The organism is Pseudomonas sp. ML96, assembly GCF_000761545.1.
In the GTDB taxonomy this organism is placed as follows: domain Bacteria; phylum Pseudomonadota; class Gammaproteobacteria; order Pseudomonadales; family Pseudomonadaceae; genus Aquipseudomonas.
In genome coordinates this window covers 46769-72014 of record NZ_JPMY01000042.1, presented here as the reverse complement: position 1 = coordinate 72014, position 25246 = coordinate 46769, and the positions used below count along the sequence as shown (strand labels likewise).

Annotated in this window: 26 protein-coding genes; 16 read left to right on the top strand and 10 right to left on the bottom strand. The window is 66.3% G+C overall.

Features of this window, described 5'->3' with window-relative positions; translation table 11 throughout:
- Positions 1 to 217 precede the first annotated feature (217 nt).
- Positions 218 to 2422 carry an LTA synthase family protein gene (locus IP89_RS20485; RefSeq protein WP_043311587.1) on the top strand — a complete coding sequence of 735 codons (2205 nt, stop codon included), beginning with the start codon at positions 218 to 220 and terminating at the stop codon, positions 2420 to 2422.
- A 12-nt stretch (positions 2423 to 2434) separates the two neighbouring features.
- Here the strand turns inward: IP89_RS20485 and IP89_RS20480 are convergent, their stop codons facing one another.
- The gene (locus tag IP89_RS20480) at positions 2435 to 3574 is read right to left on the bottom strand and encodes a PQQ-dependent sugar dehydrogenase (RefSeq protein WP_043311586.1); all 1140 of its coding nucleotides are present in this window, start codon (positions 3572 to 3574) and stop codon (positions 2435 to 2437) included.
- 101 nt (positions 3575 to 3675) lie between these two features.
- On the opposite strand from IP89_RS20480, the gene IP89_RS20475 reads away from it, so the two are divergent.
- Positions 3676 to 4398 (top strand): rRNA pseudouridine synthase, encoded by a 723-nt coding sequence (locus IP89_RS20475; protein ID WP_043311585.1) that lies wholly within the window; start codon positions 3676 to 3678, stop codon positions 4396 to 4398.
- On the opposite strand, the gene IP89_RS20470 is transcribed toward IP89_RS20475, so the two are convergent.
- Positions 4399 to 5124 (bottom strand): ABC transporter substrate-binding protein, encoded by a 726-nt coding sequence (locus tag IP89_RS20470; RefSeq protein ID WP_043311584.1) that lies wholly within the window; start codon positions 5122 to 5124, stop codon positions 4399 to 4401. It lies immediately after the preceding gene.
- Between the two features lie 146 nt (positions 5125 to 5270).
- Here IP89_RS20470 and IP89_RS20465 point away from each other — a divergent pair, with 146 nt between their 5' ends.
- Positions 5271 to 6248, top strand: coding sequence for a zinc-dependent alcohol dehydrogenase family protein (locus IP89_RS20465; protein ID WP_043311583.1), 978 nt, complete (start codon positions 5271 to 5273; stop codon positions 6246 to 6248).
- Positions 6249 to 6293: 45 nt separating this feature from the next.
- On the opposite strand, the gene IP89_RS20460 is transcribed toward IP89_RS20465, so the two are convergent.
- Positions 6294 to 7634, bottom strand: coding sequence for a DEAD/DEAH box helicase (locus IP89_RS20460; RefSeq protein WP_043311582.1), 1341 nt, complete (start codon positions 7632 to 7634; stop codon positions 6294 to 6296).
- A 155-nt stretch (positions 7635 to 7789) separates the two neighbouring features.
- Between IP89_RS20460 and IP89_RS20455 the strand changes: the two genes are divergently transcribed.
- The 7 genes from IP89_RS20455 to IP89_RS20425 all read left to right on the top strand — a co-directional run bounded on the left by IP89_RS20455 (position 7790) and on the right by IP89_RS20425 (position 15426).
- Positions 7790 to 8980, top strand: a complete 1191-nt coding sequence (locus IP89_RS20455) for a diguanylate cyclase (RefSeq protein WP_043311581.1) — start codon at positions 7790 to 7792, stop codon at positions 8978 to 8980.
- Positions 8981 to 9081: 101 nt separating this feature from the next.
- Positions 9082 to 9735: a 7-cyano-7-deazaguanine/7-aminomethyl-7-deazaguanine transporter gene (locus tag IP89_RS20450; RefSeq protein ID WP_043311580.1), complete on the top strand. Its 654-nt coding sequence runs from the start codon at positions 9082 to 9084 to the stop codon at positions 9733 to 9735.
- A gap of 113 nt (positions 9736 to 9848) precedes the next feature.
- Positions 9849 to 11051 (top strand): efflux RND transporter periplasmic adaptor subunit, encoded by a 1203-nt coding sequence (locus tag IP89_RS20445; RefSeq protein WP_043311579.1) that lies wholly within the window; start codon positions 9849 to 9851, stop codon positions 11049 to 11051.
- Between the two features lies 1 nt (position 11052).
- Entirely contained in the window at positions 11053 to 12999 is a 1947-nt protein-coding gene (locus tag IP89_RS20440) for a MacB family efflux pump subunit (RefSeq protein WP_043311578.1), read from the top strand.
- Positions 13000 to 13003: 4 nt separating this feature from the next.
- The gene (locus IP89_RS20435; protein WP_043311577.1) at positions 13004 to 14395 is read left to right on the top strand and encodes an efflux transporter outer membrane subunit; all 1392 of its coding nucleotides are present in this window, start codon (positions 13004 to 13006) and stop codon (positions 14393 to 14395) included.
- Between the two features lie 73 nt (positions 14396 to 14468).
- A complete protein-coding gene (locus IP89_RS20430) occupies positions 14469 to 14867 on the top strand; it encodes an anti-virulence regulator CigR family protein (protein WP_043311576.1) in 399 nt (132 codons plus the stop codon).
- A gap of 19 nt (positions 14868 to 14886) precedes the next feature.
- Positions 14887 to 15426: a dihydrofolate reductase family protein gene (locus IP89_RS20425; protein WP_043311575.1), complete on the top strand. Its 540-nt coding sequence runs from the start codon at positions 14887 to 14889 to the stop codon at positions 15424 to 15426.
- A gap of 2 nt (positions 15427 to 15428) precedes the next feature.
- Here the strand turns inward: IP89_RS20425 and rarD are convergent, their stop codons facing one another.
- The gene (gene rarD, locus IP89_RS20420; RefSeq protein ID WP_043311574.1) at positions 15429 to 16319 is read right to left on the bottom strand and encodes an EamA family transporter RarD; all 891 of its coding nucleotides are present in this window, start codon (positions 16317 to 16319) and stop codon (positions 15429 to 15431) included.
- 169 nt (positions 16320 to 16488) lie between these two features.
- Here rarD and IP89_RS20415 point away from each other — a divergent pair, with 169 nt between their 5' ends.
- Both IP89_RS20415 and IP89_RS20410 read left to right on the top strand, forming a co-directional pair.
- Entirely contained in the window at positions 16489 to 17334 is an 846-nt protein-coding gene (locus tag IP89_RS20415) for an AraC family transcriptional regulator (protein WP_052081158.1), read from the top strand.
- Positions 17335 to 17402: 68 nt separating this feature from the next.
- Complete coding sequence (locus tag IP89_RS20410; RefSeq protein ID WP_043311573.1) at positions 17403 to 18032, top strand: LysE family translocator; 630 nt, start codon at positions 17403 to 17405, stop codon at positions 18030 to 18032.
- Positions 18033 to 18139: 107 nt separating this feature from the next.
- Here the strand turns inward: IP89_RS20410 and IP89_RS20405 are convergent, their stop codons facing one another.
- Positions 18140 to 18739 carry an FMN-dependent NADH-azoreductase gene (locus IP89_RS20405; protein ID WP_043311572.1) on the bottom strand — a complete coding sequence of 200 codons (600 nt, stop codon included), beginning with the start codon at positions 18737 to 18739 and terminating at the stop codon, positions 18140 to 18142.
- Positions 18740 to 18869: 130 nt separating this feature from the next.
- Positions 18870 to 19184, bottom strand: coding sequence for a hypothetical protein (locus IP89_RS20400; RefSeq protein WP_043311571.1), 315 nt, complete (start codon positions 19182 to 19184; stop codon positions 18870 to 18872).
- A gap of 48 nt (positions 19185 to 19232) precedes the next feature.
- On the opposite strand from IP89_RS20400, the gene IP89_RS20395 reads away from it, so the two are divergent.
- Genes IP89_RS20395 through IP89_RS20385 form a run of 3 tightly spaced genes read left to right on the top strand, consistent with a single transcriptional unit; the run spans position 19233 to position 21545 of the window.
- The gene (locus tag IP89_RS20395) at positions 19233 to 20159 is read left to right on the top strand and encodes a LysR family transcriptional regulator (RefSeq protein WP_043311570.1); all 927 of its coding nucleotides are present in this window, start codon (positions 19233 to 19235) and stop codon (positions 20157 to 20159) included.
- A gap of 10 nt (positions 20160 to 20169) precedes the next feature.
- Positions 20170 to 20997: an alpha/beta fold hydrolase gene (locus IP89_RS20390; RefSeq protein ID WP_043311569.1), complete on the top strand. Its 828-nt coding sequence runs from the start codon at positions 20170 to 20172 to the stop codon at positions 20995 to 20997.
- The gene (locus IP89_RS20385; protein WP_043311568.1) at positions 20991 to 21545 is read left to right on the top strand and encodes a peptidylprolyl isomerase; all 555 of its coding nucleotides are present in this window, start codon (positions 20991 to 20993) and stop codon (positions 21543 to 21545) included. The genes IP89_RS20390 and IP89_RS20385 overlap by 7 nt, the downstream gene beginning before the upstream one ends.
- 43 nt (positions 21546 to 21588) lie before the next feature.
- Here IP89_RS20385 and IP89_RS20380 read toward each other — a convergent pair whose 3' ends face one another.
- From IP89_RS20380 to IP89_RS20370, 3 genes are all read right to left on the bottom strand, one after another.
- Positions 21589 to 21912 (bottom strand): low molecular weight protein tyrosine phosphatase family protein, encoded by a 324-nt coding sequence (locus tag IP89_RS20380; RefSeq protein ID WP_043311567.1) that lies wholly within the window; start codon positions 21910 to 21912, stop codon positions 21589 to 21591.
- Between the two features lies 1 nt (position 21913).
- Entirely contained in the window at positions 21914 to 23044 is a 1131-nt protein-coding gene (locus IP89_RS20375) for a GNAT family N-acetyltransferase (protein WP_043311566.1), read from the bottom strand.
- Positions 23045 to 23127: 83 nt separating this feature from the next.
- Positions 23128 to 24453 carry an OprO/OprP family phosphate-selective porin gene (locus IP89_RS20370; protein ID WP_043311565.1) on the bottom strand — a complete coding sequence of 442 codons (1326 nt, stop codon included), beginning with the start codon at positions 24451 to 24453 and terminating at the stop codon, positions 23128 to 23130.
- Here IP89_RS20370 and IP89_RS23450 point away from each other — a divergent pair.
- Complete coding sequence (locus IP89_RS23450) at positions 24452 to 24667, top strand: hypothetical protein (RefSeq protein ID WP_156115096.1); 216 nt, start codon at positions 24452 to 24454, stop codon at positions 24665 to 24667. The genes IP89_RS20370 and IP89_RS23450 overlap by 2 nt on opposite strands.
- On the opposite strand, the gene IP89_RS20365 is transcribed toward IP89_RS23450, so the two are convergent.
- Positions 24634 to 25230 (bottom strand): DoxX family protein, encoded by a 597-nt coding sequence (locus IP89_RS20365; protein WP_043311563.1) that lies wholly within the window; start codon positions 25228 to 25230, stop codon positions 24634 to 24636. The genes IP89_RS23450 and IP89_RS20365 overlap by 34 nt on opposite strands.
- Positions 25231 to 25246 lie beyond the last annotated feature (16 nt).

The following is a 25246-nucleotide window of genomic DNA, read 5'->3' as shown; positions in this document are numbered from 1 at the left end:
GTCCCACGCCTAGCCTGGCGAGATTTTTCGCAGCAACGCGGCTTGCGCCGAAGCGCTAACAGACCCTTACCGCACGTCACCCCTGGCAGCATGCTGATACAGCAGTGGCTAGCGCTTAACACGAGCTTGTTTCAAAATCATGGCAGGCCGCAAAACTTCGGCCCCGCCCATCTGTCTGAATGACACGGACTCTCGCTGCCTTATCTCAGGAGCTCCTGTGCACCTTCCTAGTCGCTGGCTGCCGTATCCTGCCGCGTCCCTTCTGGCCCTCGGCTCGCTATTCCTTCTGCTGCCCATCGCCTGCCGTTACTGGCTGGGCTGGTCGAGCTGGCCAGGCTATGTCTCAGACCTGGGCATCGGTGGGCTGCTCCTGCTGTTGTGCTATCGCCGCCCCCTGCTGGCCGCGCCGCTGGCCATCGCCTGGGCGCTGTTGCTGCTGAGCAATGCCGAGCTGATCAACGCCGTGGGGCGCATGCCCGAACCCAGCGACATCAAGTACCTGACCGACCCGCAGTTCGTCAGCCAGTCCACCCAGGGCAGCGGCATCCGCTATCCGCTGATGGCTGGCGCGCTGGTCATCGCCGTGCTGGCCTGCCTGCTGCTCGGCCGCCGCCAGGGGCCGAAGATCCCCCGCTACGCCTACGCGCTGCCGGTCGCATTGCTGCTCGGGCATGCCGTCGAGCAGTACGTCGAGCCCAGCGAAGACGACCAGTGGCGCCTGTTCAATCTGCCGCACAAGGTGCTGGCCGAGGGTGTCAGCCGCGCCCGCGTGGCCCTCGAAGACCGCTGGTACGCCAGCGACGAGTCCGGCCTGCCGCCGGATATCGACGGCCTGACCAAGCTGGACCTGGCCGGCACGCCGCTACTGCCAGGCGGCGGCAAGGCGCGCAACGTGCTGATCGTCACCCTCGAGGGCATCCCCGGCGCCTATATCGCCAAGAACCGCCAGCTGATCGGCAGCCACTATCAGGAAGACCTGATGCCGCGCCTGAGCGAGTGGGCCGAGCGCAGCATGACCACCCCCGACTATGTGCTGCACAGCCACCAGACCATCCGCGGCCTGTACGCCATGCTCTGCGGCGACTACAGCAAGCTGGACTCCGGCACGCCCAAGGGCGTCGAGCTGCTCAACAGCCAGACCCGCAACCAACAGTGCCTGCCCAACCAGCTGCGCGCCATGGGCTTCCGCACCCACTTCCTGCAGGGCGCCGGGCTGCGCTTCATGGCCAAGGACCAGATCATGCCGCACATGGGCTTCGAGAAGACCAGCGGCCGCGACTGGTTCAAGAACAAGCCGTACCTGGAATTCCCCTGGGGCATGGACGACAAGGCCTACTTCGAGGGTGCGCTGAAGTACGTCAAGCAGCTGCGCCAGGACAAGCAGCCGTGGATGCTCACCCTGCTCACCGTCGGCACCCACCAGCCCTACTCCGCACCCAAGGAGTACCTGGAGCGCTACCCCACCGCCAAGCAGGCCGCCATCGGCTACCTGGACGACGCGGTGGCCGACTTCCTCGCCGGCCTGGAGAAACAGGGCGTGCTCAAGGACACCCTGGTCATCGTCACCTCCGACGAGTCCCACGGCCTGGAGAACGTGCGCCTGGCCTCGGCCTGGGGCTTCAACCTGGTGCTTTCGCCGGATGCCGACAAGCTGCCCAAGGTGAAATCGGGCGTGTACGGCCATGTCGACCTGACCGCCTCGGTGCTCGACTACTTCGACCTGCCGGTGCCGGACAACATCGCCGGCCGCTCGCTGTTCCGCGACTACACAACACCGCGCGAGATCATGTCCTACACCAACGGCCTGCTGCGCCAGCATGACGGCAAGGTGTTCACCGAGTGCAACTTCCAACAGGTCTGCCGGCGCTACGAGAGCAGCGGCTTCATCGCCGATTCGGCCAAGTACCTGGGCCGCGTCAGCGGCCGCCAGGCGCGCCTGGTCAGCCAACGCGCCGCCCTGCTCGACCAGTCCATCACCGGCGGGCAGATCGGCCAGCGCTACCAGTTCGCCAACCGCGAACGCATCGACCTCAAGGTCGAGTCGCGTGACGACTGGGCGGACAACCTGATCGGCGCCCAGTACCTGGAGATGCCCAAGGGCACCCGCACCCGCGTGACCCTGAAGATCGAGGCCGTGCGCCTGGACCGCAATGGCGCGGCCCTGCGCCTGCTGACCAAGGAGTTCGACCGCAACAACAACCTGGTCATCCCGAGCCTGCCGGCGCTCAAGCGCGGCGAGAGCGTCGAGCTGAGCTTCGACTTCGACAACCCGGAAACGCGCAAGGCGTTTTCCTTCCACTTGCTCGGCGAGGGCCGCGGTGCCATCCGCATCAGCGACTTCAGCGTGGTTACCGAGCCGCTGCCGCCAGAGCTGGTGGCCAACCAGGAAGTCGACTCGGCCATGGAGGCTGCGGCCCACTGACAGGCCGCAGCTTTATTTGATCAGCCCCAGGCGAATCAGCTTGCCGTCCGCTGCATCGGTCAGCAGGTACAGATAGCCGTCGGGGCCCTGGCGCACGTCGCGGATGCGCCAGTCCTTGCCTTTCAGCAGACGCTCCTCATGCACCACCTGGTCGCCGTCCAGGCGCAGGCGAATCAGCGACTGATCTGCCAGCGCACCGATGAACAGGCTGTTCTGCCAGGTCGGGAAGCGCTCGGCGGAGTAGAAGGCCATGCCGGAGATCGCCGGCGACTTATCCCACACATGATGCGGCGCCTCGGTGCCGGCCACCTGCTCGCCCTCCGCCTCGGGGATCGGCAGGAAGCTGTAGTTGACCCCGTGGGTCGCCAGCGGCCAGCCGTAGTTCAGGCCCTGGCGCGGGATATTGATCTCGTCGCCGCCGCGCGGGCCGTGCTCGTGCAACCAGAGCTCGCCGCTCCAGGGGTTGAGTGCCAGGCCCTGGGGATTGCGATGGCCGTAGGACCAGATCTCCGGGCGCACACCCTCGCGGCCGATGAAGGGGTTGTCCGGCGGTACGCCACCGCCCGGCAGCAGCCGCACCAATTTGCCCTGCAGCTTGTTCAGCTCCTGCGCGGTGGCGCGCTGGTTGTTCTCGCCCAGCGTGACGAACAGCTGGCCCTGGCGATCGAAGGCCAACCGCGAGCCGAAGTGGATGCCCTGGGACAGCTTGGGCTGCTGGCGGAAGATCACCTGGAAGCTCTCCAGGCCGCTCATGTCCTCCTTCAGGCGACCGTAGCCCACGGCGGTACCGGCCTGTTCGCCCTCCGCGTCGGCCTCGGCGTAGCTGAGGTAGACCAGGCGATCCGTGGCGAAGTCCGGCGACAGCACCACGTCCAATAGTCCGCCCTGGCCACGCGCATACACCGCCGGCACCCCGCCCAGCGGCGCGCTCAGCTGCCCCTGCTCATTCAGCCAGCGCAGCCGCCCCGGCCGCTCGGTGATCAGGCTGCCCTGCCCCTTTGGCAGGAACGCCACGGCCCAGGGATGCTCCAGGCCGCCGGCCACCTCGGTCAGTTGCAGCTCGCCGAGTTCGCTGCGCTCAGCGTCGGCCTCGGCCAGCGGCGCCAGCGCCAGCAGTGCGCTCGCGCTCAGGGATGCCAGTATCTGTCTCATGCCAGTCCTCCTTTTTCGCTGGCTACTCTTGTAGCGCAATCCCGGCATCTGCCCCAGGCCGGGTACAATGCCTTTCATTTCCTGATGTGACACCCGCCGCCATGACCGAAGCCGAACGCCTTTCCAAGCGCCTGATCCAGCTCACCTCCTGCTCGCGGCGCGAGGCCGAGCTGTACATCGAGGGAGGCTGGGTCACGGTGGACGGCCAGGTGATCGAGGAGCCGCAGCACCCGGTCACCAATGAACAGGTGGTGCTGCTGCCCGGCGCCAAGGCCGAGACCCAGCCGCCAATCACCCTGCTGCTGCACAAGCCGGTCGGCCTTGGCTGCGGTCTGGGCGCCAACTCCACCCAGCAACTGCTTAGCCATGACTACCACTGGAGCGAGGACGCCAGCGGCATCCGCCCTCTGCAGCGCCACCTGCGCCGCCTGGAGCTGCTCACCCCGCTGGAGACCGACGCCAGCGGCCTGCTGGTGTTCAGCCAGAGCCATGCGGTGCAGCGCCTGTTCAAGGAGAAAGGCGCGGAGCTGGAGCAGGAATACCTGGTGGACGTGGCCGGCAGCCTCGACGAGAAAGGCCTCAAGCGCCTGGCCTTTGGCCTGAGCTACAAGGGCGTGACCATCCCGCCGTGCAAGGTCAGCTGGCAGAGCGAGACGCGCCTGCGCTTCGCCATCAAGGCGGTACAGCCAGGCCAGCTGCGCTACATGTGCGAGAGCGTTGGCCTGCAGGTGCTGGGTATCCGCCGCCTGCGCTTCGGCCGCACCGGTCTGGCCAAGGTGCCGGCCGGCCAGTGGCGCTACCTGGGGCTCAACGAGAAGTTCTGATCAGTAGTCGGCGTAGCGCTGCTCGATCTGCAGGTACTCGCCGCTGGCGCGGATCGCTGCCAGGCCCCGGTCGAAGCGCTCGCGCTGCTCCTTGAGGCGGAAGCCGACGCTGTAGGCCGTCGGCGGGAACAGCATGTACAGGGTCACCGGCTGAGTGGTGTCGACCTGCTCGCCGACCTCGCGATTGAAGTAGCGCATGATCCGCGGATCACCCACCACCACGTCGATACGGCCGCTGTAGAGCAGGCGATTGCGGTTGATCTGCTGCGCCTCCTCGCGGTAGTGCGGGTTGGCCTCGGCCATGGCCTGGAACTCCGGGCCGAGCAGGTGGCGCGCGCGCTGGAAGGTGCTGATGGAATAGCGCCCCAGGTCGGCGATGCTGTTGATCCGGTAGCTGCGCGAAGACAGCGCCATGGCGACGTTCTGGCAATGGATGTAGGGCTCGGAATAGAAGGCCTCGACCCCGCTGTAGGCGTTGGTGGTGGCGATGCCGTCCAGCTCGCCGCGGCTGATGGCCAGGTGCAGGCGCTCCATCGGCGCATAGCGCACTTCCACTTCCTGGCCGGTGGCGCGCACCGCGGCCACCACGATCTCGTACTCCAGCCCACGGCTCAGCCCCTCGAACACATAGGGTGGCTTGTGCGTGCCGAAACCGATGCGCAACGGCTCCGCCATCACGGCCGGCGCCAGCAGCAACCACAACCACGGCCACACGCGAGAAAGCATAGGGTTCCCCTTGATCGTCCTCCTAGCATAGGGGCTGGCGGGTAACCGGCGCCATCAGCCAAGCGTATGCCGGCCGATTCATCGCGCCGCGGTCGCTTGCAGCTAGACTCTGCCCTTCAACTGCCCGTGGTCCAAGGAGAACCGCCATGCTCAAAGCCGAATACCAACACCGCGGCAAAGTCCCGCAGGACGTGATCGAAGCGGTCAAGCTGGAACTGCCACCGCTGGCGGCAGGCCAGGCACTGATCAAGGTGCTGGCCGCACCGATCAACCCCTCCGACGTACTCACCCTGACCGGCGAATACGGCATTCTGCCGCCGCTGCCAGCCGTTGGCGGTAACGAAGGTGTCGGCCGCGTCGAGCAACTGGGCGAAGGCGTGAGCAACGTCAAGGTCGGCCAGACCGTGCTGCTGCCGGTCGGCTGCGGCACCTGGGTGACCCACCTGCACGCCCCCGCGGCCAAACTGATTCCGCTGCCGGACACCGATCCGCAGCAGCTGGCGATGATGACCATCAACCCGCCGACCGCATCCCTGCTGCTCAGCCAGTTCGTCGACCTGCAGCCGGGCGACTGGGTAATCCAGAACGCCGCCAACTCCGGCGTCGGCGGCTACCTGATCCAGCTGGCCAAGCTGCGCGGCTTCAAGACCATCAACGTGGTGCGCCGTGAAGCGGCCGTGGCCGGCCTGAAGGCCGAAGGCGGCGACGTGGTGCTGGTGGACGGCCCCGACCTGCACAAGCGCGTGCGCGAGGCCACCGGCGGTGCCAAGGTGATGCTCGGCATCGACGCAGTCGGCGGCAAGTCCACCGACCACGTGGCGGCCTGCCTGAGCGAGGGCGGCACCCTGGTGAACTACGGCCTGATGAGCGGCGAGCCGTGCCAGGTTTCGGCCTCCTCCTTCGTCTTCCGTGACGTGACCCTGCGCGGCTTCTGGCTGGCCAAGTGGTTCCAGAAGGCTACCCCGGCCGAGCAGATGAAGGTGTTCGGCGAGCTGACCCAGCTGATCGCCAGCGGCAAGCTCAAGGCGCGCATCGCCGCGACCTACAACGTCAGCCAGATCAAGGAAGCGATCGCCGCGGCCGCCAGCGGCGAGCGCGACGGCAAGATCCTGATCGTGCCCTGATCGTTACAGGCATGAAAAAGGGGCCCCTCGGGGCCCCTTCTCGTTTCACTCTGCCGCAGGCTTCTTGCGCTTCAGCGGGGCCAGGCCGTCCTGGCTGACCAGGCCGGACGGCGCCGGCTTGGGCGCATTCGGGCGGCGCTTGGGCGCGGTCTTGCTCGCCGATTTCTTGGCCCCATCCTTCTTGTCGGTCTTTTTCTTCTTCACGCCAACGGCCTTGCCGGACGCCTTGACGTTCTTCGGCCCCTGGTAACTGCCTTTCAGCTCCGCAATGGTGCGACGTTCGAAGCGCTGCTTGAGGTAGCGCTCGATGCTCGACATCAGGTTCCAGTCGTTGTGGCAGATCAGCGACACCGCCAGGCCATCGGCACCGGCACGGCCGGTACGACCGATTCGGTGCACGTACTCGTCACCGGAGCGCGGCATGTCGAAGTTGATCACCAGGTCCAGACCCTCGATGTCCAGGCCGCGGGCCGCCACGTCGGTGGCCACCAGCACCTTGGAGCCGCCCTGCTTGAGACGGTCGATGGCCAGCTTGCGATCCTTCTGGTCCTTGTCGCCGTGCAGGACGAAGGCCTTGTAGTCGGCCGCCACCAGGCGCCCGTACAGACGGTCGGCCTGCACCCGGGTGTTAGTGAAGACGATGGCCTTGCGGTAGGTCTCGTTGGTCAGCAGCCAGTGCACCAGGCGCTCTTTATGGCCCGGGTCGTCGGCGGTGATGATCTGCTGGACGGTGGTCTCGCTGAGCTGGTCGACGCTGTTGAGCTTGAGGTGCACCGGCTCGCGCAGCACCTTGGCGATCATCTCGCGCAGTACCTTGCCGCCGCCGGTGGCGGAGAACAGCAGGGTCTGCTGGCGGTTGGCGCATTCCTTAGTAATCCGCTCGATGTCCTCGGCGAAACCCATGTCGAGCATTCGGTCGGCTTCGTCCAGCACCAGCACCTCGACGCCATTGAGCTTCAGGCTGCCGGCATTCAGGTGCTCCATCAGCCGGCCCGGGGTGGCGATCAGCAGGTCGGGCTGGCGACGCAGCATGGCCGCCTGTTCCTTGAAATCCTCGCCGCCGGTGACCAGGCCCGACTTGATGAAGGTGAACTGCGAGAAGCGTTCGACTTCCTTGAGGATCTGCTGGGCCAGCTCGCGGGTCGGCAGCAGGATCAGCGAACGCACGTCGGTACGCTGCTTCGAGGTGGCATCGCCGAGCAGGCGGTTGAGCAGCGGCAGGAGGAAGGCCGCGGTCTTGCCACTACCGGTCTGCGCCGTCACCCGCAGGTCACGCCCTTCCAGCGCCGGCGGGATGGCCACCAGCTGCACCGGCGTCGGCTCGGTGAAGTTCAGCTCGGCGACGGCCTTGAGCAGGCGTTCATGCAGGGCGAATTGGGAGAACACGGGAGACACCTCGAAACATACGAAAACAGCTGCATAGGTTACCGTTTGCGCGCGTCCTCCGCACGGTGCAGACCGTCGAACAGCAAAAAACGCTGTAGCTGCGGGCCTCTGCGCCCCCATACTGTGGCACTTGGCCACTTAATCAGAGTTCTTGGATGTCTCTGCCTGCCTCCCTGCTGATCGCTTCCCGCCCCCGTCCCGCACGCATCAGCGCCGACCAGCAGCCCGCCTTCCGGGCCTACGTCAAGAATCACTACCGTGGCTTTCTGCTGGCGATCAACCTGATCGCGATGATCGCCTACGACCTCTACGTATTCGCCGACGCCCTGCTGATCCCGGACATGGCGCTCGAATCGCTGCTGCTGCGCGGCGGCCTCAGCCTGGTCGGCCTGGTCAACATCTACCTGGTATTCCGCTATAGCCGCAGCGTGCTGCTGATGGACATGCTGATGCCGATCCACGACATCATCTCCACCATCGCCTGGTTCGAGCTGCTCAAGCGCAGCGAATCGCCCGACGTGGCCAGCTTCCTGTTCGCCTCGGTGGTCTTCGTGCTGCTCGCCAACCTCGGCGTGCGCTACTCCTTCCGCGGCATCCTGGCCTGCTCGCTGGTGATCTCGGCTATCACTCTGGGCAACGTCTGGCTGCTCTACGACGGCGACAGCAAGGCGGTACTGATCTACGTCCTGGTGTTCCTGCCGGTGGCCCTGTTCAGCCTGTTCATCAGCTGGACCAACATCCGCAGCGTGAAACGCGCCTTCCTCGCCGACCAGGAGGAACGCCAGCAACGCGCCGAGCTGGCCACCCTGACCCTGCAACTGCAGGAGCTGGCCCACACCGACCCGCTGACCCTGACCGGCAACCGTCGCGCCTTCGACCAAGCCATGCAGCTCAGCTGGCAGCAGATGCGCCAGGGCGGGCGTCCCTTCGCCCTGCTGCTGATCGATATCGACTACTTCAAGCCGTACAACGACCACTACGGCCACCAGGCCGGTGACGCCTGTCTGCGCCAGGTCGCCGAATCGATGCTGGGGGCGATGCGTAGCGGCCAAGCTCGGCTGTTCCGCTACGGCGGCGAGGAGTTCGCCATCCTCCTCGACGGCTGCCGGCGCAGCGAGCTACTGCGCATCGCCGAACGCCTGCGCCAGCAGGTCGAGGCCCTCGGCCTGCCGCACCAGCGCCGCGCGGATCAGCTCGGGCACCTCACCATCAGCATCGGCGCGGTACTGGCCGACCCGATGCTGAGCGAGCTCGAACAGCTGCTCAAGCGCTGCGACGAGCTGCTCTACCGGGCCAAGCAGGAAGGCCGCAACCGCGTGTGCATGGAGTCGACCAGCGACGAGTGATCGTTTTTTGCACATTTCTGACTCCAAGGTTAGAATGCGCGCCGCTCGCCATCCCGGCCGGCATGGGTTCCCTAACCCCATTCACTAAAAAGGTCTGCATCATGCCGCCACTCGCCGCATCCAATCCGCGCTTCGCCCTGCCGGCGCTGATCGCTTTCCACATCCTCATCATCATCGCCAGCAACTACCTGGTGCAGCTGCCGATCACCCTGTTCGGCTGGCACACCACCTGGGGTGCCTTCAGCTTCCCGTTCATCTTCCTGGCCACCGACCTGACCGTGCGCCTGCTCGGCAAGACGCCTGCGCGCAAGGTGATCGCGCGGGTGATGATCCCGGCCCTGCTCGCCTCCTACGTGGTCTCGGTGCTGTTCCAGGAAGGCGCCTTCCGCGGCCTGTCGGCGCTGGGTGACTACAACGAATTCGTCCTGCGCATCTCGGTCGCCAGCTTCCTCGCCTACGTGCTCGGCCAGTTGCTCGACATTCAAGTGTTCGACCGCCTGCGCCAGCTGCCGCAGTGGTGGATCGCGCCGACCGCCTCGACCATCATCGGCAACCTGCTGGACACCTTCGCCTTCTTCTCGGTGGCCTTCTGGCGCAGCGACAACCCGTTCATGGCCGAGCACTGGGTGGAGATCGCCACGGTGGACTACGGGGTCAAGCTGGCCGTCAGCCTGATGCTCTTCGTGCCGCTCTACGGCCTGCTGCTGAACGCCCTGCTGCGCCTGCTCGGCGGCCGTCGCGACGCTCTGGTCTGAGGCTTTGCCGCCTGCCCCTGGCAGCTTTACCCATTCCTGACACTTAGCTTACCCCCCCTTAGCAGAGCGCTTTCTATAGTGGCGGACATCCAAATCCGCCCTGTAGAAAACCGATGTCCAGACGTCCGCGCTACCTCATCCCCGCCCTCGCCGTTGCTGCACTCCTGTGCGGCGGCTACCTCCTCAAGACCTGGCTGTTGCCCGCCCAGGACAGCAGCGGCCTGCTCACCGCCGAGGTGCGTGGCGCCGATATCGAGCAACGGGTGATCGCCACCGGCACCCTGGAGGCCTACAAGCAGGTCAGCGTCGGTGCCCAGGTATCCGGGCAGATCACCAAGCTGCACGTGGACTTCGGTGACCAGGTCAAACAGGGCGATCTGATCGCCGAGATCGACTCGCTGACCCAGCAGAACGATCTGGCCAACGCCAAGGCCGCGCTGGCCAACATCAAGGCGCAGCGCGCCGTGCAGGCCGCCAGCCTGAAGAAGGCGCAACTGGCCTTTACCCGGCAGAAGACCATGCTGGCGCAGAACGCCAGTTCGCGTGAGAGCTACGAAACCGCCGAGGCCGACCTCGACACCGCCAAGGCCCAGGTCGCCGCCCTCGACGCGCAGATCCAGCAGGCGCAGATCCAGGTCTCCACCGCCGAGGTCGACCTCGGCTACACCCAGATCACCGCGCCCATCGACGGCACCGTGGTCGGCGTGGTGGTCAAGGAAGGCCAGACGGTGAACTCCGCCCAGTCGGCGCCGACCCTGGTCAAGCTGGCCCAGCTCGACCAGATGACCGTGCGCGCCGAGATCTCCGAGGCCGACGTGGTGCGGGTCAAGCCCGGCCTGCCGGTGTACTTCACCATCCTTGGCGAGCCGGGCAAGCGCTACCGCGCCACCCTGCGCATGGTCGAGCCGGCGCCGGACTCGATCAACGATAGCGACAGCTCCTCCAGCTCGTCGTCCAGCAGCACCTCCACCGACACCGCCATCTACTACATGGGCGTGTTCGACGTGCCCAACCCGGACGGCAAGCTGCGCATCTCGATGACCACCGAGGTCAGCATCGTCCTCGACTCCGCCAGCGACACCCCGAGCATCCCGGTCTCCGCCCTCGGCAGCGCCAACCGCGACGGCAGCTACACCGTGCAGGTGCTCGGCCGCGGCGGCAAGGTCGAGGAGCGGCAGATCCATACCGGCCTGGAAGACTCGATCAACGCCCAGGTCGTCGATGGCCTGGCACTGGGCGACAAGGTCGTGCTGGGCGATGCCGCCGCCGGTTCCAGCACCACCCTGCGCATGCGCGGCCCGGGCATGAGGCTGTGACATGGCACTGCTAGAACTGCGTGGCCTGCGCCGCGAATTCCCCGCCGGCGAGCAGACCGTCGCCGTACTCAAGGACGTCGACCTGGCCGTCGAGCAGGGCGAGATGGTCGCCATCATCGGCGCCTCCGGCTCGGGCAAGTCGACCCTGATGAACATCCTCGGCTGCCTCGACCGGCCGAGCGCCGGCACCTACCGCATCGCCGGCCGCGAGACCGGCCAGCTGAATGCCGACGAGCTGGCCGAACTGCGCCGCGAATACTTCGGCTTCATCTTCCAGCGCTACCACCTGCTCGGCGACCTCGACGCAGTGGGCAACGTGGAAGTGCCGGCGATCTACTCCGGCAAGGACGCGGCCAGCCGCCACCAGCGCGCCGAGGCCCTGCTGCAGCGCCTGGGCCTGGGCGAGCGCCTCGGCCACCGCCCCAGCCAGCTCTCGGGTGGCCAGCAGCAGCGCGTGTCGATCGCCCGCGCCTTGATGAACGGCGGCCAGGTGATCCTCGCCGACGAACCCACCGGCGCGCTGGACAGCCACAGCGGCGAGGAGATGCTCAAGCTGCTGCGCGAACTGCACGCCGCCGGGCACACGGTGATCATCGTCACCCACGACATGAAAGTGGCGGAAACCGCCGACCGCATCATCGAGATCAGCGACGGCCAGATCATCGCCGACCGCCGCCTGCGCAACAGCGCGAACGAGGTGCGCGCGCTCGAGGAGCCGGCCCAGGCCCGCGAAGCCAACGCGCTGAAAGCCAGCCTCGGCCAGTTCCGCGAGGCCTTGCGCATGGCCCTGCTGGCCATGCTCTCGCACAAGCTGCGCACCTTCCTGACCATGCTCGGCATCATCATCGGCATCGCCTCGGTGGTCTCGGTAGTCGCCCTCGGCCAGGGCTCGCAGCAGAAGATCATGGAGAACATCAGCGCGATCGGCACCAACACCATCGACATCTTCCCCGGCAGCGGCTTTGGCGACCGCCGCTCGGCGCGCATCCAGACCCTGGTACCGGCCGATGCCGACGCCCTGGCCGGCCAGGCCTTCGTCGATAGCGTCACGCCGTCGGTGTCCAACTCCGGCACCCTGCGCTACCGCGACCAGGCGCTGACCGTGTCGATGAGCGGAGTCGGCGAGCAGTTCTTCCGCGCCAAGGGCTACACCTTCGCCCAGGGCCGCGCCTTCGACGCCAAGGCGGTGCGCGAGTCGGCGCAGGACGCGGTGATCGACGACAACAGCTACAAGAAGCTGTTCGCCGGCAAGCAGGCGCTCGGCGAGGTGATCCTGCTGGGCAACGTGCCGGTGCGCATCATCGGCGTGCTCGAGCCGATCCAGAGCAACTTCGGCGGCAGCGACCAGCTGCGCGTGTACCTGCCCTACACCGCGGTGATGAACCGCATGCTCGGCCAGGCGTACCTGGAGAGCATCACCGTGCGGGTCGATGACAGCGTCTCCAGCGACGCCGCCGAGCAGGGCATCATCCGCCTGCTCAAGCGTCGGCACGGGGTGCAGGACTTCTTCGTGATGAACACCGACACCATCCGCCAGACCATCGAGAAGACCAGCCAGACCATGACCCTGCTGATCTCGGCCATCGCCCTGATCTCGCTGCTGGTCGGCGGCATCGGGGTGATGAACATCATGCTGGTGTCGGTCACCGAGCGCACCCGCGAGATCGGCGTGCGCATGGCCGTCGGCGCGCGGCAGAGCGACATCCTCCGCCAGTTCCTCATCGAGGCGGTGCTGGTGTGCCTGATCGGCGGCACCCTCGGCGTGCTCTCGGCACTGGCCTTCGGCGCGGTGTTCAGCCACTTCACCAGCGAGTTCAGCCTGGTGTTCTCGGCCGGCTCGATCATCGCCGCCTTCCTCTGCTCCACCGTCATCGGCCTGGTGTTCGGCTTCCTGCCGGCCCGCAATGCCGCCCGTCTCGACCCTGTCGACGCCCTCTCCCGGGAGTAAGCAAGTGAACCGTTTTCCCGCAACACCCCTGCTGCTGGCCCTGGCGATTGCCCTCGGTGGCTGCAGCTCGCTGATCGATACGCCCTACCAGCAGCCCGCCGTGCAGGTGCCGGCCGACTGGCAGCAACAGGCCGAGCGTCAGGCCGGCAGCCAGGCCGACTGGTGGAAGGCCTTCGGCGATGCCCAGCTCGACAGCCTGGTGGAACAGGCCCTGGCCAGGAACAACGACCTCGGCAGCGCCCTGCTCAATATCCGCCGCGCCCGCTTGCAGGCCGGCCTGGCCCGCGAGGCCCAGTGGCCGCAGCCCTCCGCCAGTGCCGATGCCGGGCGCAGCCGCGACCTCGGCGGCGGTGGCAACACCTCGCACAGCTATGCGTTGAACGGCTCGGTGAGCTGGGAGGCCGACCTGTGGAACCGCCTCGGCAGCGCCACCGAGGCCGCCGAGCTGGAGGCCCTGGCCACCGAGCAGGACTACGCCGCCACGCGCCTGTCGCTGATCGGCACCGTCACCACCCTGTATTGGCAGATCGCCTACCTCAACGAGCGCCTGGCCGCGGCCAACGCCAGCATCGACTACGCGCAGCAGACCCTGGACCTGGTGCAGGTGCAGTACAACGCCGGCCAGGCTTCCTCGCTGGAACTGGCCGAGGCGCGGCAGAGCCTGGAGAGCCAGCAGGCCGCCGCGGTCGACCTGCGCCAGCAGCGGGTCGAGCAGCGCAATGCCCTGGCGGTGCTGTTCGACGGCGTCGCCCCGGTCGAGATGGACGAGCCGCAGAGCCTGCTGCACAGCACCCTGCCGGCGGTAGACGCCGGCTTGCCCGCCTCGCTGCTGGCCCGCCGGCCGGACCTGCGCGCCGCCGAGCTGCGCCTGCGCAGCAGCCTGAAGAGCGTCGACGCCACCCGCGCCAGCTACTACCCGGACCTCAGCCTGACCGGCACCCTCGGCTACTCCAGCGCCGCATTGGGCGAGCTGCTGAAGAACCCGGTCGGCGCCCTCGGTGCCGGCCTGACCCTGCCCTTCCTGCAGTACCGGCAGATGCAGCTCGACATCGATGTGTCGAAGACCGACTACGAGCTGGCCGTGACCAGCTTCCGCCAGACGCTCTACGAGGCCCTGGCCGATGTCGAGAACAACCTCGCCGGCCGCCGCCACTACGCCGAGCAGGAAGGCATGCGCAGCCGCGCCCTGGAAGCGGCGCAGGAAGCCGAGCGCATCTATCGGATTCGCTACCAGTCCGGCGCCGAGACGCTGCAGTCGTGGCTGACCGCCCAGGAGACCCGGCGCAGCGCCGAGATCACCCTGTCGGAGAACCACCTCAACCAGTTGCTCAACTACATCAACCTGAGCCAGGCCCTGGGCGGCAGCTCATCCAGCAGCGACGTCCCCCAGGGCTGATCGGGCGGGCAAGCGCAACGGGAACTACAACTACCTGTGCGGCTCATAACCAGTAGAGCCCCAGGAGTTGATCATGCGCATCCTGTCCCTTGCCCTCGCCGGCCTGCTGATCCTGCCTGCGCACTCGCTGAGCGCGGCGCCCAAACACGACAAGCACGACAAACATGGCGGCGACCCGGACGTCACCGTCGACCTGCGTGGGCCGAGCATCGATATCGGCCGGGTACGTGTGGTACTCGGCGAGAACCGCAACCTGATCGGCCCGGCGGACTCGCTGCCGCCGGGCATTCGCAAGAACCTGGCGCGCGGCAAGCCGCTACCGCCGGGCATCGCCAAGCGCTTCGACAACCGTCTGCTCGGCCAGCTGCCGCACTACGACGGCTACGAGTGGCGCCAGGTCGGTACCGACGTGGTGCTGGTCGCCCTGGCCAGCGGGCTGATCTACGAGATCATCGACAACGTGCTCGACTGAGAGCCACTGCGGGGGGCAGATGAAACCAGCACTGATCTATAACGTCGCCGCCAGCCTGGACGGCTACATCGCCCGCCCGGACGGCCTGGAAGACTGGCAGTACGGCCCCGAACCGTCCGGCGACGAGCATGGCTACACGCGCTTCTACGACGGCATCGACGGCCTGCTGATGGGCCGCGCCACCTATGACGTGATCCGCAGCCAGGGCGGCGCCTGGCCCTACGCCGGCAAACCCTGTCTGGTGCTGGCGCGCAACCCGCTGGAAAAGCCGCCGAAGGATGTCGAAGGCCGCCACTGCACCCCGGCCGAAGCCCTTGATGAGCTAGGCGCCCGCGGCTGCCAGCGCATCTGGCTGGTCGGCGGCGGCACGCTGGCCGGTAACTGCCTGGCCGCCGGCCTGCTCGACGAACTGGTGGTCAGCCTGATTCCCTACCTGCTGGGCGCCGGGGTGCCGCTGTTCGCCACCGGCCTGGAGCGGCGCCTGCTGCTGTGCGGGCAACACCGTTTCAGCAACGGCGTGATGCAGTTGCACTACCGGGTGCTGGCGGAAGACGCCTAGCTCTACCGCCGCGCCTGCTTACGTAGCAGGCGCGCGCTGTCCCAACCGGTGAGCAGCACCGCCAGCCAGATCGGCGCGTAGGTCCACAGTTGCTGCGGGGCGAAGCTCTCGCCGAGGAACAGCACCACTACGCCGAACAGCAGCACCGGCTCGACGTAGCTGAGAATGCCGAACAGCCCCAGCGGCAGCAGGCGGCTGGCCGCCATCATGGCGCCGAACGCCAGGGCGCTGAGCAGCCCCAGGCCCGGCAGCAGCCACCACAGTTGCGGCGCCTGGGTGAATACCGCCGGCGGGCCATAGGCATGGATCAGCCAGATGGCCAGCGGCGCCAATACCAGCATCTCCAGAACGAAGCCGGACAGCGCGTCCAGCTTCATCCAGCGGCGCAGCATGAAGTACGGCGGGTAGCCCAGCGCGGCGACCAGGGTGATCCAGGAGAAGGCGCGGGTCATCCACAGCTCGTGGGCCACACCGACCAGCGCACAGGCCACAGCGATGCTCTGCAGCGGGCGCAGGCGCTCGCCATAGAACAGCCTGCCGGCCAGGACCATGGCCAGCGGCAGCAGGAAGTAGCCGAGCGAGACATCGAGCATGCGCCCGGCCAGCGGTGCCCAGACGAACAGGTACCACTGCACGCCCATCAGCGCCGCCGCCACCGGCAGCGCCGCCAGCAACAGCGGCTCGCGGCGCAGGCGCAACAACGCCGCACCGAGCACGTCCCACTGCCGTGCCAGGGCCACCAGCAGCAATACCGCCGGAATCGACCAGAGGATGCGCTGGGCGAACACCTGCAGCCCATCCAGCGGCGCCAGTTCGCGCACGTAGCCGGGAATCAGGACGAACATCACCGACGCCGCCACCGACAGCGCCACACCACGACCCGACAACTGCACTTTCGCCTCCGACCCGCCAATTCAAGGTGTGCTATGGCAGCATATGGCGTTCAATATTTCAAACACAGAAGTTAGAAATACTGCCCATACACTTCTGAACAGCGCCGAAAACACCTTAGACTCGCAGCCCCTGCCAGCCGATGCCGGATCGGCCAGAAGCGAGCCCGCCGTGCCCCGAACCTCAGCGCCACAGCCTGCACCTGCCGCCGAATCCATCGAGACGTTCTGGCGCGACCCGGCCCTGCCCCATGTCGAGAGCCGCCGCGCCTGCCACAGCCGTGCCTGCTACAGGCCGCACAGCCACCCGAGCGTATCCATCGGCGCAGTCGATGAGGGCAACAGCCTGTTCAGTGGCGCCGCGGATACCCCGGTCGCCCTGCACCCCGGCACGCTGGTGTTCGTCCCGGCGCAGCGCGTGCACGCCTGCAACCCGGCGCGCGACAAGGCCTGGAGCTACCAGATGCTGTACCTGGATGCCGCCTGGCTGCAGGCACTGCGCCACGAATATGCCCTGGCCCCGCTCGCCGCCGACGAGCCAGTGCGCATCGTCGACGACCCCGCGCTGTATGCCCGCTTCTGCCAGCTCAACACCCTGCTGTTCTCCGCCGCGGCGGCCAGCGACAAGGAGGCCGCGCTGATCGAGTTCATCGGCGACTGCGACGCCAGCCAGGCGCGCGGCATCGAGGTGCCCGGCCCCTCTGCCGTGCAGACGCAGCGTCTGCAGCCGGCGTTCGAGCGGCTACAGCAAGCCCCGGCGGCCGATGTCCCGTTGCAGGAGCTGGCGCAGCTGGCCGGCATGAGCCGCTACCAGTTGATCCGCAGCTTCCGTGCGGCCACCGGCATGACGCCGCATGCCTGGCAGCTCAACCTGTGCATCAACCTGGCCAAGGAGCGACTGCTGGCCGGCGCGAGCCTGGCGGATGTCGCCTATGGCCTGGGCTTCGCCGACCAGGCACACCTGCAGCGGGTGTTCAAGGCCCACACGGGCATCACCCCGGGGCGCTTCCGCGCCTAGGCCTGCAATTTTCTTCAATACCCGACGAGGCCCGGCTGACACGCTGCGAAAAATTCGAGCGAGTCGCCATGCAACAGTTTCTCTTCATCGCCGCAGCGCACTTCCTGGCGCTGCTCTCCCCTGGTCCCGACTTCTTCCTGATCGCGCGCACCTCGCTCGCCGCCGGCTGGCGCGTGGCCAGCGGCGCCTGCCTGGGCATCGCTCTGGCCAATGCGCTGTTCATCGTCGCTGCGTTTGCCGGCACGGCAGCGCTGCAACCCGGCAGCGAACTGTTCGTGGCCTTGCAACTGGCCGGTTGTGCCTACCTGCTGTACCTCGGCGTGCTGTTCCTGCGCCATGCCGGCAGCACGCCGCTGGAAGTCGTCGACACGCCCGCCACAGCGCCAAGGCTCGACGCCTGGTGGCGCGCCGCCGGTATGGGCTTTCTGTCCGGCATCCTCAATCCGAAGAATGCGCTGTTCTACGTCAGCCTGGCGGCGATGCTGACGCCGCCACACACCAGCGCGGGCTGGAAGTTGCTGTATGGCATCTGGATGTTCGCGGTGGTGCTGCTGTGGGATCTGCTGGTGGCGCTGCTGATCGGCAACCAGGCGGTGCTGTCACGTTTTACCCGCGCGCTGCCTTGGCTGGAGCGCACCTCCGGCATTGCCCTGATCCTGCTCGCGCTGGGCGTGCTGGCCCTGCTCGGGCTGCGCTGAGCCGCGGAGTTTTTCGCAGGCAATAAAAAACCGGCCCGCCGGGAGGAGCACCCGTGCGAACCGGTGGACGGGCCGACAAAGTTCGGCCCCAGGGGAGAGTCGGTGAATCAGGCGACCTGAGCCAGTTGCTCGCGAGCCTTGGCCAGGCCTTGCTCGGAGAACTCGGCGCCCATGTTCAGGCCCTCGGCGTGGATGAACTGCACGTCGTGGATGCCGATGAAGGCCAGTGCCTGGCGCAGGTAGGGTTCCTGGTGATCCAGGCCGCTGCCGGCGTAGATGCCGCCGCGGGCGGTCAGCACGTAGGCACGCTTGCCGGTGAGCAGGCCCTGCGGGCCGGTCTCGGTGTACTTGAAGGTGACACCAGCGCGCAGCACGTGGTCCAGCCAGGCTTTCAGGGTGCTGGGGATGGCGAAGTTATACATCGGCGCGGCCAGCACCAGCACGTCGGCGGCCAGGACTTCATCGGTCAGCTGGTTGGAACGGGCGGCGGCGGCTTTCTCGGCATCGTTCTGCTGCTCGGCGGGTTTCATCCAGCCGGCGAGCAGGGTTTCGTCCAGGTGCGGTACCGGCTGCTTGGCCAGATCACGGACGCTTACTTGATCCTGCGGATGAGCGGCCTGCCACTGGGCGATGAAGTCAGCGGTCAGCTGACGGGATACGGAACCTTCCTGGCGGGCGCTGCTTTCGATAACGAGGATGCGGGACATTTGGCTAACTCCATCGGGGTTGTTTGGCTTCGATGGGGTGCAGATTATGGTCAGCCAATAAGATAAAAAAGCGCAAATATCCGCTATAAACAATCAACAAAGTTGATTTATAGGCGAGCAGCCTCTAGGCTCATTTCGGCTCGCAGGTGACGTCCACGCGCAGCTTGATGATGTTGCGGGCGAAGCGCACGGTGAAGTTGGCGGTATCGCCGGCCTTCAGTTCAGCGGAGCGCGTACGCGGAGCCTCGGGGCCATTGCGGAACACCGCCTTGCACTTGGCGTCAGCAGCCCCGTAGTTGTACAGCGTGGCGCCACCGATGTTGCTGTCGATCTCCTGGACGGTGGCCGACACCTCGGCGCCATTCATCTGCTTCTTCAGCTCGGTCGGGTAGGCGAAAGCGGTCAGCGGCAGCAGCGTGAGCAGAACCAGGCAGCAATTTTTCATCGGTATCTCCTTTTTAGGGGCACCCAGATTAGAGAAGAGGAAGCGGCGATGAAAGCGCCCCGTGTCACCCTGGAACAATGGCGGACCCTGCAGGCGGTGGTCGACCACGGCGGCTTCGCCCAGGCGGCCGAGGCCATGCACCGCTCGCAGTCGTCGGTGAGCTACACGGTGGCGCGCATGCAGGAGCAACTGGGCGCACCGCTGCTGCGCATCGACGGGCGCAAGGCGGTGCTGACCGAAGCCGGCGAGGTGCTGCTGCGCCGCTCGCGGCAACTGGTCAAGCAGGCCAGCCAGCTGGAAGAGCTGGCCCACCACATGGAACAGGGGTGGGAGGCCGAGGTGCGCCTGGTGGTGGACGCCGCCTACCCCACCGCCAACATCGTGCGCACCCTCTCTGCCTTCATGCCGCAGAGCCGCGGCTGCCGCGTGCGCCTGCGCGAGGAAGTGCTGTCCGGCGTCGAGGAGGTGCTCACCGAGGGCTCCGCCGACCTGGCCATCAGCGCCCTCAACATCACCGGCTACCTGCCCATCGAACTGGGCGAGGTCGAGTTCCTCGCCGTGGCCCACCCGGAACACCCGCTGCATCGCCTGCAGCGCAACGTCACCTTCCAGGACCTGGAAGGCCAGATGCAGGTGGTGACCCGCGACAGCGGCCGCGTACAGCCGCGCGATGCCGGCTGGCTCGGCGCCGAGCAGCGCTGGACGGTGGGCAGCCTGCCTACCGCGCGCACCTTCGTTTCCAGCGGCCTGGGCTTCGCCTGGCTGCCGCGCCATCTGATCGCCCGCGAGCTGGACGAAGGCCTGCTCAAGCCGCTGCCGATGGAACAGGGTGGCACGCGCATGCCGCGCTTCTACCTGTACGCCAACAAGGACAAGGCGCTGGGCCCGGCCACGCAGATCCTCATCGAACTGATCAAGAACTTCGATGGCGCGCCGCTGGAGGCGCCCTTCGCCGCCCCGCTCCCCCAGGCCTGAGAACGACACCATGTCCTACTTCGAGCACGCCGGCTGCCAACTGCACTACGAAGATCGCGGCCATGGCGAACCGGTGCTGCTGGTGCACGGCCTGGGCTCGAGCATCCAGGACTGGGAATACCAGATCCCCCATCTACTCCAGCAGCATCGCGTGCTGGCCATCGACCTGCGCGGCCACGGCCGCTCCGGCAAGCCGCGTGAGCGCTACAGCATGGCTGGCTTCGCCGCCGACGTAGCGGCGCTGATCGAGCACCTGGGGCTGGGGCAGGTGCATCTGGTGGGCATCTCCATGGGCGGCATGGTCGGCTTCCAGCTCGGCGTCGATCGCCCGGAGCTGCTGCGCAGCCTGACCATCGTCAACAGCGGCCCCGAGGTGCGTGCCAAGAGCGCCGCCGACTGGTGGATGCTGGCCAAGCGCTGGAGCCTGTCACGCCTGTTGAGCATGAACACCATCGCCAAGGGCCTGGCCCGCGTGCTCTTCCCACGCCCGGAACAGGCCGAGCTACGCGCCAAGGTCGAACAGCGCTGGCCGCAGAACGACAAGCGCTCCTACCTCAGCAGCCTGGATGCGATCATCGGCTGGAGCGTGCGCGAACGCCTGTCCGTCATCACCTGTCCTACCCTGGTGGTCACCGCCGACCGCGACTACACCCCGGTGGCGCTCAAGGAGGCCTATGTGCGCGAGCTGCCCGACGCTCGCCTGGTGGTGATCGAACGCTCGCGCCACGCCACGCCGATGGACCAACCCGAACGATTCAATGCCGTCCTGGACGAATTCCTCGCCCAGGTCGCCCAGTCTCAACCGCAACAAGAAAACAAGGACCCGCAATCATGCTGAAGCAACTCCTCCTCTCTGCCTGTGGCCTGCTGCTGAGCACCAGCCTGCTGGCCGCGGAGAACCCGCACGTGCTGCTGACCACCAGCTACGGCGACATCGAGATCGAGCTGAACGCCGAGAAGGCGCCGATCAGCACGCAGAACTTCCTCGGCTATGTCGACGCCGGCTTCTACAACGGCACCCAGTTCCACCGCGTCATCCCCAACTTCATGATTCAGGGTGGCGGCTTCGATGCCAACATGCGCGAGAAGGACACCTTCAAGCCGATCAAGAACGAGGCTGACAACGGCCTGCTCAATGATCGCGGCACCATCGCCATGGCCCGTACTCAAGTCGTGGATTCGGCCACCAGCCAGTTCTTCATCAACCACAAGAACAACGACTTCCTCAACCACGGCGGCCGTGACTTCGGCTACGCGGTGTTCGGCAAGGTGGTGCGCGGCATGGACGTGGTCGACCGCATCGCCGGCGTCCGTACCAGCAACCGCGGCATGCACCAGAACGTACCCGTGGAGCCGGTACTGATCCTCACGGCGAAGAAGCTGTAACAGCCGCGCAATGGGTGCAGCCGCCCTGGCTGCCCCCTCTCACTCAGCGCAGATAGGCGCCCGCCTTGCGCTGCAGCAACTCGACCAGCTCCGGCTGCATGTACTGGTAATCGTCAGGAATGCCCAGGCAGATCACCCGCCGCCCCTTGAGCAGCGAGCCGAAACGCTGCTGCAGGCGACGTTGGTGTACTCGCTCCATGACGAAGATCAGCTCGGCCCACTGCACCTGCTCGGCCGACAGCTGCACCTCGGCGTCCGCCGCCAGGCCGGCCGAATCGCTTTCCACTCCAGGCCAGTCGGCAAAGATCTGCTCCGCCGTCGGGCTGCGCAAGCGGTTGCGACTGCAGATAAACAGCGCACGCGGCACCTCAGCACCCCGCCTGGCGGTAGGGCAGCAGCTCGCGCGCCTGCTCGGCATAGGCCAGCACGGCCGGACGCTCCTCGTCGAGGAAGCTGGCCACCGCACTGCGCAGACCGGGATGTAGCAGGTAGTGCCAGGAGCGGGTGATGACCGGTTCGAAGCCACGAATCAGCTTGTGCTCGCCCTGGGCGCCGGCGTCGAAGCGCTGCAGCCCTTCGGCGATGGCGCGCTCGATACCCTGGTAGAAGCAGGTCTCGAAGTGCAAGCGATCGAAGTCACCCAGGCAACCCCAGTAGCGCCCGTAGAAGCTGCCACCGGCCACCAGACTGAAGGCCATCGCCACCGGCCGCCCACCCTGCCGTGCGCTGACCACGCGGATCACCTCGGGCATGCGTTCGGCCAGCAGGCTGAAGAAGTCGCGGCTCAGGTAGGGCGCACGGCGGCGCACATGGTAGGTGCTGGCGTAGCAGGCGTAGACGAAGTCCCAATCCGCCTCGCTCAGCTCATGGCCAAGTTGCCAGCGGAAGTCGATGCCCTGCCCGGCTACCTGCTCGCGCTCCTTGCGCAGCTGCTTGCGCTTGCGCGAATTGAGCGCATCGAGGAAATCCTGGAAATCGCGATAGTCGCGATTGCACCAGTGGTACTGGCAATCCAGGCGCTGCAGCCAGCCGTCACGCCCCTCGAACAGGGCATCGTCTTCAGAGCGCAGGAAGTTGATGTGCAGCCCGGACAGGCCCTCCGCTTCCAGGCCCGCCGTCAGCTCTTCGAGCAGCGTGCCCAGCTGTTGCGGATCACCCAGCAGGCGCGGCCCGCTGACCGGGCTGAACGGCACAGCGCCGAGCAGCTTGGGGTAATAGGCGATGCCGGCGCGCTGGCAGGCCTCGGCCCAGCCCATGTCGAACACGTATTCGCCGAAGGAGTGCTGTTTCAGATAGGCCGGCAAGGCGGCCAGTACTTCGCCGGAGGCGGAGCGCAGCAGGCGGTGTGCCGGCTGCCAGCCGGTGCGCGCACCGACACTGCCGCTGTCCTCCAGCGCCGAGAGGAAGGCGTGGCGCAGGAAGGGTTGTGCCTCGGGCAGCAAGGTGTCCCAGACGGCGGGCTGGATATCGGCGAGGCAATACAGAGTGTGGAGTGGCATGCGGTCAGTCTGGCGGCTTGGCCAGGCAAAAAAAAGCCCCGCGAATGCGGGGCTCAGGAAGGAGCAACGATGAAGCGTTTTGCTTAGAAGACGTACTGAGCGCGCATTACGAAGCCGTCGCCGTCGTCGTCGCCATTGGCGTTGGTGGCGTTGTCGACCTTGGTCTTGACGTAGGTGCCGCTGATCTTCACGGACTCGTTGGCGTACCAGTTCACACCCAGGTTGTGCACTTTGGCTTCGACGTCGTCGGTAACCACGGTGCCGCCAGCGGTGTCGTCTTCGGCGTTCAGGTTGTCGTAGCGGTAGAACAGTTCCCAGGCACCGGTCTGCTTGTTGGTCGGCTTGATGGCATCGAACTTACCGAGTTTGTAGCCACGCGGCTCGCCGGTCAGGGTGTAGGCCAGCTGCACGTAGTAGCCGTCGGCATCTACGTCGTCATAGCCAGCGAGCTCGGAGTCCATGCTACGAGTGACGTATTCACCCTGTACGGAGAACGGGCCGGTAGCCCAGGCCGCTTCCAGACCGAAGGCGGCGTCATCTCCGTAGGCACCGGAGGTTGCAGCAGTCAGGCTACGACCACCCAGCAGCAGACGGTTGCCGTTGGTACCGGCATCCTGGCCACCGTCGGTGCTCACGCCACGCATGCCCAGACGGCTGCGGATACGAGCGTCGAGAGCGGAGTCGGAGAGGTCACGGTAGGCGTAGTTCAGACCGAAGTGCAGGACGTTGCCCGGATCACGCATCGGAGCGAACACGCCACGCAGGTTGTACTGTTTGATGCTGTCGCCGTCTTCGGTCTCAGTGTTAGCAGTGGTGCCGTCCTTGACAGTGATACCGGCGGAACCGTATAGGCTGGCGCCTACGGTGCCGGAAACCTGGATGCCCATGCCACCGTTGTGGGCGTTAGCCCAGTCGACCAGGTCGTAGGCAGCGGTACGCTCAGGAGCGGTTACCCACTTGGAGCTGGTGGCTTTTTCCAGACCGAATTCCGGGTCGAAGCGACCCATTTTGATAGCGATCGGTGCGAAGCCGTTGTAGGCCAGGGAAGCCTCGTCGAAGTAACCGTCGGAGCTGCGCTCGTCGCCACCGGCGTTGTGCGACAGGTCGTAGTTAATCTGGTAGGCCCAGTCGGTGAACATCACGCCGCCGATTTCGACGAAGGCGCGACGGAAGTAACCAGCGTCGGCGGTGTTGCCGTTGTTGGTGTAGAAACCATCGAAGCGGCTGTAGTCAGCCTGCACACGACCACCCAGCTTGAAGCTGAAGGCCTTGTCGGTGGTGCCTACTTCCAGGCCACCCTTGGTCTTGATCATGATGTCGGCGCCGTCAGTGGTGACGGTACCGGCGAAAGCCTGGGCGGAAATGGCCAGGGCCAGAGCGCTGGCAGCAAAACCGGCGAAGTGCTTCATGAAGGATTCCCCTATTGGTCTTAGAAAAACACTGGGCTTAGCCCTGCGTGTTGGGGGGGAATCTTGGCGGGGGGTTATTTCAGCCCAGTTGCCGTTATATGAAAATTCGATGACAGAGGAACTTTTTACTTCTATTGACGATAACCATGAAAGCCTTGCACTGCCTGGCTTGCGTGCCAATCAGCGCTGGCAAAAACCTCTCGCCAACCAATGATCGAGACTGAAATAACGCCCCGCTCCGTTAAAGAAAAGCGTCAACAACATGAGCAGATAAGTCACAGCGAACTCAATGCCGTTGTTCAGCACCACCAGGCGCCCGCTGCTGGTCAGCCACGAGTAGTCGCCGTGCTCCTGCAGAATCGCGCGGACGCGCTCCAGCTTCTGCGCCGAGGCCAGCACCCGCTCGCTGGCGAAAGGCGCGGACGGATCGGCGATGGCCTGCCAGCCGAATGGCCAGTGCACGGCGAAGATCGCCACCAGCATGGTCACCATCAACGGCACGCTGACCCAGCGCACGGCTAGGCCGCACAGCAGGAGCAGCGCCCCGCCCGCCTCGGTCAGCGCCGCCAGCCAGGCCAGCAGCTCGGGAAACGGCAGGCCCAGGCCCCAGTCCGGATTGCCGAACCAGGCGATGGTGGCGTCCATGTCCGCCAGCTTGTGCGTGCCGGCCATCCAAAACACCGGCACCAGGTACAGGCGCAGCAGCAGCGGCGCTAGAAAGTCCAGGCGACGGCTAGCGTCCAGGCCATCCTGGAAGCGGTTGAGTAGAGTCAACATGTTGTTCTCCGAGGCT

Coding starts and splice junctions, on each gene's coding strand:
- IP89_RS20480 (WP_043311586.1), bottom strand. CDS start 3,574: ATGAGACAGATACTGGCATCCCTGAGCGCGAGCGCACTGCTGGCGCTG.
- IP89_RS20475 (WP_043311585.1), top strand. CDS start 3,676: ATGACCGAAGCCGAACGCCTTTCCAAGCGCCTGATCCAGCTCACCTCC.
- IP89_RS20470 (WP_043311584.1), bottom strand. CDS start 5,124: ATGCTTTCTCGCGTGTGGCCGTGGTTGTGGTTGCTGCTGGCGCCGGCC.
- IP89_RS20465 (WP_043311583.1), top strand. CDS start 5,271: ATGCTCAAAGCCGAATACCAACACCGCGGCAAAGTCCCGCAGGACGTG.
- IP89_RS20455 (WP_043311581.1), top strand. CDS start 7,790: ATGTCTCTGCCTGCCTCCCTGCTGATCGCTTCCCGCCCCCGTCCCGCA.
- IP89_RS20450 (WP_043311580.1), top strand. CDS start 9,082: ATGCCGCCACTCGCCGCATCCAATCCGCGCTTCGCCCTGCCGGCGCTG.
- IP89_RS20445 (WP_043311579.1), top strand. CDS start 9,849: ATGTCCAGACGTCCGCGCTACCTCATCCCCGCCCTCGCCGTTGCTGCA.
- IP89_RS20440 (WP_043311578.1), top strand. CDS start 11,053: ATGGCACTGCTAGAACTGCGTGGCCTGCGCCGCGAATTCCCCGCCGGC.
- IP89_RS20430 (WP_043311576.1), top strand. CDS start 14,469: ATGCGCATCCTGTCCCTTGCCCTCGCCGGCCTGCTGATCCTGCCTGCG.
- IP89_RS20425 (WP_043311575.1), top strand. CDS start 14,887: ATGAAACCAGCACTGATCTATAACGTCGCCGCCAGCCTGGACGGCTAC.
- IP89_RS20410 (WP_043311573.1), top strand. CDS start 17,403: ATGCAACAGTTTCTCTTCATCGCCGCAGCGCACTTCCTGGCGCTGCTC.
- IP89_RS20405 (WP_043311572.1), bottom strand. CDS start 18,739: ATGTCCCGCATCCTCGTTATCGAAAGCAGCGCCCGCCAGGAAGGTTCC.
- IP89_RS20400 (WP_043311571.1), bottom strand. CDS start 19,184: ATGAAAAATTGCTGCCTGGTTCTGCTCACGCTGCTGCCGCTGACCGCT.
- IP89_RS20395 (WP_043311570.1), top strand. CDS start 19,233: ATGAAAGCGCCCCGTGTCACCCTGGAACAATGGCGGACCCTGCAGGCG.
- IP89_RS20390 (WP_043311569.1), top strand. CDS start 20,170: ATGTCCTACTTCGAGCACGCCGGCTGCCAACTGCACTACGAAGATCGC.
- IP89_RS20385 (WP_043311568.1), top strand. CDS start 20,991: ATGCTGAAGCAACTCCTCCTCTCTGCCTGTGGCCTGCTGCTGAGCACC.
- IP89_RS20375 (WP_043311566.1), bottom strand. CDS start 23,044: ATGCCACTCCACACTCTGTATTGCCTCGCCGATATCCAGCCCGCCGTC.
- IP89_RS23450 (WP_156115096.1), top strand. CDS start 24,452: ATGAAGGATTCCCCTATTGGTCTTAGAAAAACACTGGGCTTAGCCCTG.
- IP89_RS20370 (WP_043311565.1), bottom strand. CDS start 24,453: ATGAAGCACTTCGCCGGTTTTGCTGCCAGCGCTCTGGCCCTGGCCATT.
- IP89_RS20365 (WP_043311563.1), bottom strand. CDS start 25,230: ATGTTGACTCTACTCAACCGCTTCCAGGATGGCCTGGACGCTAGCCGT.